This window comes from Streptosporangium album (assembly GCF_014203795.1).
In the GTDB taxonomy this organism is placed as follows: Bacteria; Actinomycetota; Actinomycetes; order Streptosporangiales; family Streptosporangiaceae; genus Streptosporangium; species Streptosporangium album.
Genome location: NZ_JACHJU010000006.1, coordinates 93,977 through 105,729, shown reverse-complemented (window position 1 = coordinate 105,729; position 11,753 = coordinate 93,977). Strand labels below are relative to the sequence as shown.

General features: G+C 70.9%; 12 protein-coding genes. 8 read left to right on the top strand and 4 right to left on the bottom strand.

Translation table 11 applies throughout. The features are described 5' to 3' along the window. Nucleotides 1-33: 33 nt before the first annotated feature. Entirely contained in the window at nt 34-606 is a 573-nt protein-coding gene (locus tag FHR32_RS39285) for a putative glycolipid-binding domain-containing protein (protein WP_184759675.1), read from the bottom strand. A 102-nt stretch (nt 607-708) separates the two neighbouring features. Beyond that, complete coding sequence (locus FHR32_RS39280) at nt 709-900, bottom strand: hypothetical protein (protein ID WP_184759673.1); 192 nt, start codon at nt 898-900, stop codon at nt 709-711. Between FHR32_RS39280 and FHR32_RS39275 the strand changes: the two genes are divergently transcribed. From FHR32_RS39275 to FHR32_RS39250, 6 genes are all read left to right on the top strand, one after another. Then, complete coding sequence (locus tag FHR32_RS39275; RefSeq protein WP_184759672.1) at nt 887-1,759, top strand: AEC family transporter; 873 nt, start codon at nt 887-889, stop codon at nt 1,757-1,759. The two genes, FHR32_RS39280 and FHR32_RS39275, sit on opposite strands and share 14 nt — an antisense overlap. A 107-nt stretch (nt 1,760-1,866) precedes the next feature. Then, nucleotides 1,867-2,826, top strand: coding sequence for an alpha/beta hydrolase (locus tag FHR32_RS39270; protein WP_184759670.1), 960 nt, complete (start codon nt 1,867-1,869; stop codon nt 2,824-2,826). 129 nt (nt 2,827-2,955) lie between these two features. Beyond that, nucleotides 2,956-3,141 carry a CsbD family protein gene (locus FHR32_RS39265; RefSeq protein ID WP_184759668.1) on the top strand — a complete coding sequence of 62 codons (186 nt, stop codon included), beginning with the start codon at nt 2,956-2,958 and terminating at the stop codon, nt 3,139-3,141. Between the two features lie 206 nt (nt 3,142-3,347). Beyond that, nucleotides 3,348-5,399: an N-acetylneuraminate synthase family protein gene (locus FHR32_RS39260; protein ID WP_184759665.1), complete on the top strand. Its 2,052-nt coding sequence runs from the start codon at nt 3,348-3,350 to the stop codon at nt 5,397-5,399. A 54-nt stretch (nt 5,400-5,453) separates the two neighbouring features. Continuing rightward, nucleotides 5,454-6,383, top strand: a complete 930-nt coding sequence (locus tag FHR32_RS39255; RefSeq protein WP_184759664.1) for a glycosyltransferase family 2 protein — start codon at nt 5,454-5,456, stop codon at nt 6,381-6,383. Then, complete coding sequence (locus FHR32_RS39250) at nt 6,380-7,669, top strand: polysialyltransferase family glycosyltransferase (RefSeq protein ID WP_184759662.1); 1,290 nt, start codon at nt 6,380-6,382, stop codon at nt 7,667-7,669. The genes FHR32_RS39255 and FHR32_RS39250 overlap by 4 nt, the downstream gene beginning before the upstream one ends. Before the next feature lie 73 nt (nt 7,670-7,742). On the opposite strand, the gene FHR32_RS39245 is transcribed toward FHR32_RS39250, so the two are convergent. Together FHR32_RS39245 and FHR32_RS39240 are read right to left on the bottom strand one after the other, a co-directional pair. Then, on the bottom strand, nt 7,743-8,930 hold the full coding sequence (locus FHR32_RS39245; RefSeq protein ID WP_312882910.1) for a DUF6716 putative glycosyltransferase: 1,188 nt from the start codon (nt 8,928-8,930) through the stop codon (nt 7,743-7,745). A gap of 11 nt (nt 8,931-8,941) precedes the next feature. Next, nucleotides 8,942-9,979: a hypothetical protein gene (locus tag FHR32_RS39240; RefSeq protein WP_184759658.1), complete on the bottom strand. Its 1,038-nt coding sequence runs from the start codon at nt 9,977-9,979 to the stop codon at nt 8,942-8,944. 151 nt (nt 9,980-10,130) lie between these two features. Between FHR32_RS39240 and FHR32_RS39235 the strand changes: the two genes are divergently transcribed. Together FHR32_RS39235 and FHR32_RS39230 are read left to right on the top strand one after the other, a co-directional pair. Continuing rightward, nucleotides 10,131-11,003 (top strand): oxidoreductase, encoded by an 873-nt coding sequence (locus tag FHR32_RS39235; protein WP_184759656.1) that lies wholly within the window; start codon nt 10,131-10,133, stop codon nt 11,001-11,003. A 15-nt stretch (nt 11,004-11,018) separates the two neighbouring features. Continuing rightward, nucleotides 11,019-11,597 carry a TetR/AcrR family transcriptional regulator gene (locus FHR32_RS39230; protein ID WP_184759654.1) on the top strand — a complete coding sequence of 193 codons (579 nt, stop codon included), beginning with the start codon at nt 11,019-11,021 and terminating at the stop codon, nt 11,595-11,597. Nucleotides 11,598-11,753: the final 156 nt, after the last annotated feature.

Here is an 11,753-nt window from a genome sequence, read left to right as displayed (position 1 = left end):
ACCGCCTGGCGTCGCGGCGGCGGCCACGGGCCGTCAGGGGGTGATCAGCTTCGCCAGCCCCGGATAGTCGACGACGACACCGTCGTCGTCGAGGGTGAGGTCGGCGCTGAAGCCCTCGCTCTCGTAGCGCACGACGTTGGGACGGACGTGGGTGTAGCGCTGCGGGTAATGGATCACGCGCAGGGAGGGGACCTCGACCCAGGCCATGACGAGGTCGACGTGCCCGCCGGCCCGGTGAAGGCCGTGGCGGAGGACCGGCATGGTGTTCGTCAGCGGCGAGAGCCCGAGATCGCAGTCGAGCGCGTCGTTCAGGACGTTCACGTCCCCGCCCGGCGGCGGCCCGCCGAGGTGCCCCTCCTCCTTGGTCTCGCACGACCAGATGCCCTGGGTGGAGCGGCGCAGGTCGAGGGCCCGGGACCAGCCCGCGCCGTGAGCCCGTACGGTGAGCAGTTCGGTGATGTGCCCGGGAAGGGTGCGCAGGGTGTACTCCAGCCGGTAGGGCACCGGATCCGCGCCGATCGCCACACCGACCGCCGTCATCTCCTGCGCGAAGTCGACCTCCGCGTATTCGGCGCCCTCATCCTTCATCCACACCAGCCCGCGCATCACCGTCTCCCTTCGCCTGCCCTTTCCCGCCATCCGTGAGATGGCCCGGCGGCACGGGCGTACCCCGGCAGGTCAGCATGAACCGCCGCGCCGCCCTCCTTGTCAGCCCCGGAAGGCGGCGACGTCGTCGGCGACCCACTCGGCGTAGGTGTGTGCGGGACGGCCGAGGATCTTCTCCACCTCATCGGTGATCGGAGCGGGCTTCCCGATGCTGTCGGCGAGAACCGGCCGGCGGAGGCCCGGACGTGACCAGGGGCCGGGTCCGGCTACGGTGTGCCGGGTGCAGGCGATCATTGCGGCGTTCACCCCGATCTGGATCATTGGTGCCCTCGGCTGGCTGGCCGCCCGTTTCGGAGTGGCGAGCGGGCATGTCCAGCGGGCGCTCACGGAGTTCGCGTTCACCATCGCGATGCCGGCCGTACTGTTCACCACGCTCAGCCGTACCCCGCTCGGCCAGATCCAGCCGCGCCCGTTGCTCGCCTTCGCCCTCAGCACCTTCGCCGTCGGGCTGCCGGCGCTTGCCCTGATCCGCGGCAAGCTACCCGACCGGGTGATCGGCGCGATGTCGTCGGCCTACGTCAACTCCGGCAACCTGGGTATCCCCGTCGGCCTGTACGTCCTGCACGACGCGACGTTCGTGGTGTCGGTCATGGTCTTCCAGATCCTGGTGGTCTCCCCGCTGATCTTCCTTGGCCTCGGAGCCGAACGCTCGTCCCTGCTGGCCCCGTTGCGGACGCCGATCGTGGCGGCCTCGATCCTCGGCCTGGGCATGTCCGCCCTCGGCCTGCACCTGCCCGATCCGGTGTCGGGGCCCCTGGAGATCCTCGGCGGCGCCGCGGTGCCCCTGGCTCTCTTCTCGCTGGGCATGTCCCTGAAGGGCTCGGCGATCGCCTGGCGCGCAACCGGCCCGGTGGTGGCGCTCAAGCTGCTCCTCCAGCCTCTGATGGCCTTCCTGGCCGGTCGCCTCCTCCATCTCGACGGCCCCGCGCTCTTCGCGGCCGTCCTGTTCGCGGGACTTCCCACCGCGCAGAACACCTACGTCTACGCCGCCGAGTACGGCCGTCCCACCGAGCTGCCCCGCGACGCCATCCTCCTCTCCACCTTCCTGTCCATGGCCACCCTCACCCTCATCGCGCTCCTGGGAACCGGCTGATTCCCAGAAGAGGCCGAGGGCCGGGAGACGGCTCGGCATGCGGTCTTCCGACCGCTCATCGGGCGGATGAGCTTCACGGGAGGGTCACGGAGCGTCAGGATGGACCTGTGAACCGCACAGCCGTACGTCTGGGAGTGCTCCTGCTGGCCGGAGCGGCGGTGGCGGCCGTGCTCCTGGCCTTGCTGGTCCCGTTCTCCTCCTCCGACTCCGACATCTCCGTAGGAGGGCAGGCCGTCCAGGTCGAGCAGCGGAGCGAGCGTGACCTCGTACTCACGGTCACCTCCGCCGCGCTCGGCCGTAAGGGCATGGTCAGGGTGCTGCTGCCCGAAGGCTGGCGGCCGGGCTCGGGACCGTGGCCGGTGCTGTACCTGCTGAACGCCTGCTGCCAGCCCGACTACGACGCGTGGGCCATCCGGGGGGAGGCCGCCGGGCTCACCTCGCGCTATCCGGTGATCGTGGTCATGCCGGAGGGCGGTGAGGTCGGCTTCTACTCCGACTGGCGGGAGGGGCCCGACTGGGAGACCTTCCACCTCAGCGAGGTCCGCCGGATCCTGGAGCGTGACTACGGCGCCGGGGACCGGCGGGCGGTGGCGGGACCGTCCATGGGCGGGTTCGGCGCGATGTCCTACGCCGCCCGTCATCCGGGCATGTTCCAGGCCGCCGCCTCCTTCTCCGGCGTGCTGCACACCCGTGACGGCAACGGCGGCGTCGACTGGCTGCTCAACCGGAGCGGCGAGGACGCGGGGAAGCTCTGGGGCGATCCCCGCAGTCCCGAATGGGCCGCGCACAACCCGGCCGACCTGACCGGGAGGCTACGCGGAGTACGGCTCTTCGTCTCCTGCGGGGACGGGTCTCCCGGCCCGCTGGACTCCTCCGGGACGGCCATGGACGAGGGGGAGGCGTCTCTGCTGCACCAGGCCGTCACGTTCGTCGAACGGGCCAGAAGGGACGGTGCCGAGGTGGCGGTCGACTTCTACGGGCCCGGCACGCACAGCTGGCCGTACTGGCAGCGCGGCCTGGAACGCGCGCTCCCCATGCTCATGGACTCCATCGGCGTCACGACCTGACCATCCACCACACTCAGTTACCATGAAGTGGCATTTAGTAACTTAAGGTTAGCTAAGCGGCGGTTGGTCCCCGGTGGTTCTGGCTATGAGAGGCAGTAACCAATCGGTCCTGAAACACGGGGGAGCACGATGACGAACTTCGACCAGATCAAGGGCAAGGTCAAGGAGACCGCCGGCAAGACGGTCGACAACGACAGTCTGGCCAACAAGGGCCGGGCGGACCAGGCCAAGGGTAAGGCGAAGGAGGCGGCGGACAAGGCCAAGGACAGGGCCAAGAAAGCCGCCGACGAGAAGCGGGGCCACTTCGCCGAGTAGGGATCGCTCCCGGACAACGGGCGCCGCGGACGGCACTGGGTGCCGTCCGCGGCGCCTGCCGTGTTGGGGCCCCCACCTCGCGCGGAAAGTTAAGGCGGGCGACTCTGGTCGTTCAGCTCAGGCACCCCTGTCCGGCCACCCTCATGGCTAGCGTTCGTCAAACACCCCAGTTCAGGGGCTTTTGCCGTATGTCATGAGGAGTCACCTTGCGAGTCCTGGCCGTTGTCCCCGCCCGTGGAGGTTCGGTGGGCGTCCCCCTCAAGAACCTGGCCGTGGTGGGCGGCACTCCCCTGGTCGCCCGTGCGGTGAAGGCCTGCGTGCGCGCCGAACTGATCGACGAGGTAGTGGTCAGCACCGACCACGCGGAGATCGCCGCGGTGGCCCGCGAAGCCGGCGCGACCGTGATCGACCGTCCCGACGAGCTGAGCGGCGCGACCGCCTCCAGCGAGTCCGCCGTGCTGCACGTGCTCGACCACCTGCCCGAGACTCCCGACGTGGTCGTCCTGGTGCAGTGCACCAGCGCGTTCATCGACCCCACCGACCTGGACACCGCCATCGTCAAGGTCCTCGACGGCACCGCCGACGTGGTGTTCTCCGGGCTGGAGACGCACGAGTTCCTCTGGAGCTCCGCCGGCGCGGGCGTCAACCACGACCCGTCCTCCCGCCCGCGCCGCCAGGACCGTGAGCCGCACTTCCGCGAGACCGGCGCGTTCTACGTGATGCGCGCCGAGGGCCTCCGCGAGCACGGTCACCGCTTCTTCGGCACGGTCGCGGTGCAGGAGGTGCCGGCACGGCACGCCATCGAGATCGACACCTCCGAGGAATTGGAGATCGTCCGGGCGCTGGCGCCGTTCGTGGACCAGCCCGAGCCGATCGACGTGGACGCCGTGATCACCGACTTCGACGGCGTGCACACCGACGACCGCGCCTACGTCGACCAGGACGGCCGCGAGATGGTCGCGGTCAGCCGCTCCGACGGCATGGGCATCGCGCTGCTGCGCAGGTCCGGGGTCAAACTGATGATCATGTCCACCGAGCACAACCCGGTGGTCGCGGCCCGCGCCCGGAAGCTCGGCGTGCCGGTCCTGCAGGGTCTGACCGACAAGCGGACCGTCCTGCGCGACTGGCTGGCCATCGAGGGGCTGGACCCGGCCCGCGTCGCCTACATCGGCAACGACGTCAACGACCTGGGCCCGATGAGCGAGGTCGGCTGGCCCGTCACGGTCCCCGACGCCCATCCCCGGGTCCGTGCCGCCGCCCGGACCGTGCTCACCAGGCCGGGTGGGGCCGGAGCCGTACGGGAGCTGTGCGACCGGGTCCTCGCGGCCCGCCCGGCGGCCGAGACGACCCCCGCGCCCCGCGCCGAACTGCGGCTCACCCCGGTCGCCAAACCGGTCCAGATCGGCGACGCGCTGGTCGGCGCCGGTCAGCCGGTCTACGTGATCGGCGAGATCGGCATCAACCACAACGGCGATCTGGACATCGCGCGCAGGCTCATCGACGTGGCGGCGGAGGCGGGCTGCCAGGCGGTCAAGTTCCAGAAGCGCACCCCGGAGATCTGCGTGCCGCTGGAGCAGCGCGACCAGATCCGGCAGACGCCGTGGGGCGAGATGACCTACATGGAGTACAAGATCAGGACCGAGTTCGGCCTGGACGAGTACACCCAGATCGCCAAGTACTGCGAGGAGCGGGGCCTGCACTGGTTCGCCTCGCCGTGGGACGTGCCGTCGGTGGAGTTCCTGGAGTCCATGGACGTGGTCACCCACAAGATCGCCTCGGCCAGCGTGACCGACCTGGAACTGCTCCGCGCGCTCGCCGCCACCGGCAAGCCGCTCATCCTGTCCACCGGCATGTCCACCCTGGAGGAGATCGATCAGGCGGTGGAGATCCTCGGCACCTCCAAGCTGGTGCTGATGCACGCCACCTCCACCTACCCGCTTCCCCCGGAGGAGGCCAACCTCCGCACGATCGGCACCCTCCAGGAGAGGTACGGCGTGCCCGTCGGCTACTCCGGCCACGAGCGCGGCCTGCAGATCTCGCTCGCCGCGGTGACCCTGGGCGCGGTGACCGTGGAACGGCACATCACGCTGGACCGCACCATGTGGGGCTCCGACCACGCCGCCTCGCTGGAGCCGTCCGGCCTGGAGCACCTGATCCGCGACATCCGCATCATCGAGACCGCCCTCGGTGACGGCGTCAAGCGGGTCTTCCCCGGCGAGGAGGCTCCCAAGTCCCGCCTGCGCCGCGTCACCGTATAGAAGGACCTGTAGAAGGCGACGCCGGCGCGTCGCGGCTTCGATGGGAAGGGAAACTTGATCAAACTGTCCGTCGTCGTCCCGGTGCGGGACGCCGAGCTCTACATATCGGACGCGCTCACCTCGCTCGCCAGAAACGCGCACCGGGAATTCGAGTTCATCGTGGTCGACGACGGGTCGGTGGACGCGACCGGGCAGATCATCGAGGACTTCCGCGCCGACCTGCCCGGCCTGGTCGTCCTGCGCAACGAGACGCCGGCCGGGCTGGCGGACGCCCGTAACCTCGGGACGTCGCTGGCCTCGGGCCGCTACCTGACCTTCATGGACGGTGACGACTGGCTCGCGCCGGGCTATCTCACCGACCTGGTCGGGGCGGCCGAACGGCTCGGCTGCGACTTCGTCCGGGTGGACCACGTCCAGGTGGAGGGGCGCAGGAGGGTGATCCACCGCGCCCCCCTGGCCACCCGGGAAGTGGTGCTGAAGCCGCGCGACCACATCCTTCCCGCCGAGGTGAAGACCATGGTCGACTACCCCTACGCGTGGGCCGGGATCTACCGGCGCGACCTCGGTGACCTGCTGACCTTCCCCGGGCACCTGCACACCGCCGAGGACCGGCCGTGGATCTGGCGGCTGCACCGGCAGGCGGGCTCGTTCGCGGTGGTCTCCCTGGCCGGGCTCTTCTACCGGCGGATGGTGTCCGGCTCGCTGACCCAGATCGGCGACGCCAGGCAACTGCACTTCTTCGACGCCTTCGACCTGGTCCTGGCGGACCTGGAGGACGAGTTCACGCCCAAGGCCGTGCGTACGTTCTGCGCACTGCTGGCCCACCACCTGGAGCTGGGCGACCGCTTCTCCCCCGAGCTCCGCGACCGCTTCGAGCAGCGCGGAGCCGAGGCCCTGCGGCGGTTGCCCGAGGGCCTGCTCGCCGAGACCCGGCTGGACCCGGAACGCGACCAGATCCTGCGGAAACTGCTGGAGGCCCGATGACGCAGCTGTTCTACGCCTCGACGCTGTTCGGCGCGATGACGCTGGCGGCGGCGATCGGCGACGGTCGCTTCGGGTCGCGTGGGGGCCGCCGTATCCTGCTGGTCTCCAACAACGCGGCCATTCCGGAGATCACCCCGCCCCTGGACGAGGCCCCCGGCTTCGCCGCGCTGCGCCCGCTGTTCGACGAGGTCCGGTCGTGGAACGACATCGTGGCCCCGCTGCATCCGTCGGACTGGAAGGCGCGGGTCATCGAGGTCCCGATGCTGGGCCGCCTGCTGCGCTCCCATCTCTCCCTTGACGACGGCCCCGACGAGCTGGTCCTGGAGTCCATCGCGGTCCCCCCGTCGCGGACCCTGGCCGGGCTGGTCAGGGACTGCCCGATCACGGTCTACTCCGACGGCCTGATGAGCTACGGCCCGACCCGGGACCCACTCCCGGAGGAGATCTCCGGCCGGATCACCCGGCTGCTCCACCTCGACCTCGTACCGGGCCTGTCGCCCCTGCTGCTGTCGGAGTACGGCGTGCGCGCCGAGGCCCTTCCCGACCGAGCCTTCCTTGACGTGGTCGAGCGGGGCGGCGTCGCCGGGCAGGGCATGGACGGCCTGCCGGCCGGTGCGCCGATGATCCTCGGCCAGTACCTGTCCGCGCTGGACATCGTCACCCCCGAGGAGGAGGCCGGGCTGCACGCGGAGATGCTGCGCGGCCTGGCCGCCCGGGGAGCCGAGACCGTCCTGTTCAAGCCCCACCCGGCCGGTGGGCGGCGGCACGCCCAGCGGCTCCGTGAGACGGCCGGCGAACTGGGCGTGGAGCTGGCGGTCGTGGGAGAGGCCGTTCCGGCCGAGTCGTGCTTCGCCGCGCTGCGACCGGCCCTCGTGACGGGTTGTTTCTCCACCGCCCTGGTCACCGCGGGGCGGTGCTTCGGCCTGCCGGTCGCCACGGTGGGCGGGGAACTGGTCCTGGAACGGCTCACGCCGTACGAGAACAGCAACCGCGTCCCCGCCACCATCGCCGATGCCCTGCTCCCCCGGCTGTCGGCCGACGGGTCGCTGGAGGGGCCACCGCCGGTGGATCTTCCGGCGCTGGTCGGAGCGGTCGGCTACTGCATGCAGAGTGAGGTCTACCCCGGTATGCGCCAGGCCACCGCCGCCTACCTGGACGCCCACGGGCCGGCCCGCTACTTCAAACGCCAGCGCCTGGCCGCTCTGGGACTGCTCCCCGCGGCCGCCGTCCAGGAGCCCGGAACGCTGGAGAGGCTCCGCCGCCGCCTGTCGCGAGCACTCCCTTAAAACGCCCAGAAGCGGAGACGGCGGACGGAGACGGAACCCGGCTGGCCGATGCCTCCCGGACCGGCTCCGGGGCTCAGCCGAAGACCTTCAGATAGCGGGTCATCCGGCGCTTGGCCCGATAGCCGGCGCGCAGCACGTTGGGCGGGACCTCGACGCGCAGGCGGGCACGGCGCCGCGCGGCGGCGTACTGCGGGCCGTCGAGCAGGGACCGGGCCGGGGCCAGGCGTCCCGCCCGGACCCGGGCGACCAGCGTGACCATCTGGGACACCCAGTCGCTCTCCCCACGCCGGTGGAAGTAGTTGGCCTGGCACCAGGCCTCCTCCGGGGTGCGGAAACGCCCTTCGGACAGGTCGTCCAGGGTGCCGAGCAGGCCGCTGCCCTCGAAGACCAGGTTGATCATCTCTGCGCTGACCCCGAAGTCCGACAGCACCAGCAGGGGCACCGACTGGGCGATCGCCTCCAGCGCGGCGGTCGAGCTGACCGTGACGAATCCGGCCGCGTGGGCCAGATGCTCGCGCATGGGCCCCGCGGCGAAGCTCACGCCATCGGGGCGGACCCGGCCTCCGTCCGTCAGCGACTGCCACAGCCGCTGGTAGGGGTGGCGCTCGTTGTGGGTCTGCCGCTCGGTGTCCAGGGCACGGAGCTTGACCACCACGTCGAGGTCCGGACGCCGCTCGGCCAGCTCGGCCAGGGCGAGCAGGATCCGTTCGCGCTCCTCCCTGCGCCTGGGCACCTTGGCCTGGGTCGCGAACACCACCCGGTTACGCGGGCCGGTGACGGGGACGTCCTCGCCGCTGTTCAGGAACGGCAGCCGGGTCAGGCCCACCGCCCCGCCCCCGCCCAGCTCACGGCCCAGCGCCGAGAACTCCTCGACCTCCCGCTCGCTGTGCAGGACGAACAGGTCGCACCCGCTGCGGAACACCCATGCCTTCTCGGTCGCCGGGATGGAGATCCCGGGCAGCCCGGAGACGAACACCGGTCGCGGTGCCAGGCCGGCGAGCACCTCGCCCACCAGGATGTCCACCACGGGCCCGGTACAGGCGACCAGCACCACATCGGGCCGTAACCGCTCGGCGGCCCGGCGCAGTCCCCGGGCCGACAGCACGGGTGGATCGGCGGCCGCGCCGGCGACGGCCGCGCGGATCTGGGCCGGGGAGGGCGTGATGGGGGTACGGATCACCGTCAGCTCCGCCGTACAGCTCGAAGGGAGATCATCGAGCAGGTGGGCGGCCCACTTCAGGTAGGAATCCGAGTCGGCCACGGCCAGAACCTTCAACCTGTGACTCCAGTGTCGTGATGGGCGAACATCGACAGATGGGAACGGAGTGAGGGAGCCGCCTGGGCGGTCCACCACGTGTCGGGGACGTCCACCGTCTCCACGGCGACGCCACGGGCCGAGAGCAGGACCCGGAGGGAGGTGACCGCGGTGGAGGGCAGGCTCAGCACCCGCTGTTCGGCGGCCAGTCCTCGCAGGGTCATCTCGGCCGGGATCCCGCCGTCGTAGACGGTGATACCGGGCTGTCGCCCGATCTGGGCGAGATCGTGAGGGTCCTCCCGGCGGTGCGGGAAGTAGGCCACCGGCTCGGAGGAGCCGAGCCCGGCCAGCCAGGTGAGGTAGGGGTCGCGGTGGATCAGGCCGTTGCGGACCAGCGAGGTGCCCAGCACGACGGTGCGCTCCTCGGGACGGGGCCTGCGCAGGGGCTGTGACCGCAGCCAGGCGAAGTCGTGGGTGATCAGCTCCGCTCCCCTGTCCCGTACGGCCCGCGCCAGCTCGTCGGGGACGGGCAGGGCGGTGAAGACCGACAGCCTGCCGGATCGGGCGGCGGCGCGCAGCCGCAGGCCGGCGGCCGTTCCGAGGGCGGCCCGCAGGGGGCCGGCGGTGGCACGGGCCCGTAGCAGCGGGGTCCAGATCCGGCCGGTGAGCAGTTCCAGGAGCCTGATGGTGGCCAGGCCGTCGTCGACGATCACGATCCGGCCGGGCAGGGCGGTGAGCCAGCCCGCCTGGACCTTTCCGGAGAAGGCGTCGCCGGCCGCCCAGGCCGCGCCCCGCCGGGGCCTGGGCATCTCGGGTTCGGGCGGTGCCATCTCCAGCCCCGGAGGAAGGTCCAGCCGGGAGATCTCCCGGCCGGTGACGGCGAGCGGGCGCAGCCCCGCACGGGGCACCACCCGGGCGTGGGCGCCGAGCAGCCCGGCGTGGCAGGCCTCCACGGCGCAGAGCATCTGCAGCGGTGACTCCACCCAGGCGACGGCCGAACTCTGCTCCCGCGCGTGGTCTCGACCGTCCTCCACGCCGGGCGATGACCCGTTCACGACCGCCTCACCGTAACCGGGACGGCTTACGCGCCCGGGAACTACGGGTGAACACGCGCGTACACCCGCTTGCGCGTCCGGTGCGGGACGGCCTACCGTAGTGTACGGAACGGTTTCGTACATCTAATCTCACGTCTCAGAGGAGCACGTCATGTGGACTCCGAACGACATCCCCGACCTGACCGGTTCCACCGCGGTGGTCACCGGCGCCGGCGGCGGCATCGGGATTCCCACCGCCCTGCAGCTGGCCGGGCACGGCGCCCGGGTCGTGATGGCCGTACGGGACCTCGTCAAGGGAGAGGCCGCCCGGGACGCGATCCGGTCGGAGGTCCCGGGCGCGCGGATCGAGCTGCGACGGCTCGACCTGGCCGACCTGAGCTCGGTGCGGGCGTTCGCCGCCGCCGTCGACGGGCCCGTCGACATATTGATCAACAATGCGGGAGTCGGCATGATCCCCCGGCGGACCACCGCCGACGGCTTCGAGATGCAGTTCGGCACCAACCACCTGGGGCACTTCGCCCTGACCGGGCTACTGCTGCCGCAACTCCTGGCCAGGCCGGGCGCCCGGGTCGTCACGGTCTCCAGTGACGCCCACAGCCTGGGAAAGATCGACTTCGACGACCTGGGCCTCGACCGTGGCTACGGGCGGTTCTCGGCCTACGGCAGATCGAAGCTCGCCAACCTGCTGTTCACGCTGGAACTGCAGCGCCGGGCGGAGGGACGGCTGCTCAGTGTGGCCACCCATCCCGGCGCCACCGCCACCGGCATCATGAAGCTGGGCGTGCTCACCGGACCGCTCAACGCCCTCATCCGGCTGGTGCTCAAGCCTCCGCACAAGGGCGCGGCCCCCTCCCTCTACGCCGCCACCTCTCCCCGCGTGACCGGAGGTCAGTTCATCGGTCCCGGCCTGAAGGCACTGACCCCCTCCCCCAGGGCGCTGGACGAGAGCGTGGCCCGGCGGCTGTGGGAGAGGTCGGAGGAGTTCACAGGCGTACGATTCGAGGCGATCACACAGCACTCGTAGCCCACCGGAGGCACCTTGCGTCTCGACCCCAGGCGAGAGCGGGCGATTCTCGACGCGACCATGGAGCTGCTCTCCGAGGTCGGGTTCGACCGCATGTCCGTCGACCAGATCGCCAAGCGCGCCAGCGCGAGCAAGGCCACGATCTACCGCCGCTGGCCGGGCAAGGAGGCCCTGGTGGTGGACCTGGTCTGCAACCATCTGGAGATCGACGTCACACCGCCGCCCGACACCGGGACGATGCGCGGTGACCTCGTGGCGGCGGTGGGCGGATTCTGCCGGACCATGGAGCAGAAGCACGGTCTGGTCTTCGGACTGCTCCCGGCCATGCTCACCACCCCCGAACTGGCGGCCGCCCTGCGCGAGAACGTGCCGCGCCCCGACATCACCGGCACCACCCCGCTGCTCGCCCGCGCCCGCGAGCGGGGCGAGCTGCGGGGGAAGGCGGATCCCGGCGAGATCAGGACGGTCACCGAGGCCCTGGTCTGGCACCGGCTGCTCATCAGCGGCAGGCCACTGGACGAGGCTTTCGTCGAGGACACGGTCGACAGGGTGCTGCTGCCGCTGATCCATGCCTGGGCCGAGGTCAAACCATGAGCGCGACGGGCGTTTTCGCAGGTGAAGAGGCCCTTATCTAAAAGATCTACGTTGATGGCGAAACTGCCGGGGGAGAGATTACGACAGGGCGGCCCCGCCGTGGCGCCGCCGCCCGGGAACGCCTTCCCCATAGGCGTTTCCAGCTCCGAGCGGGCG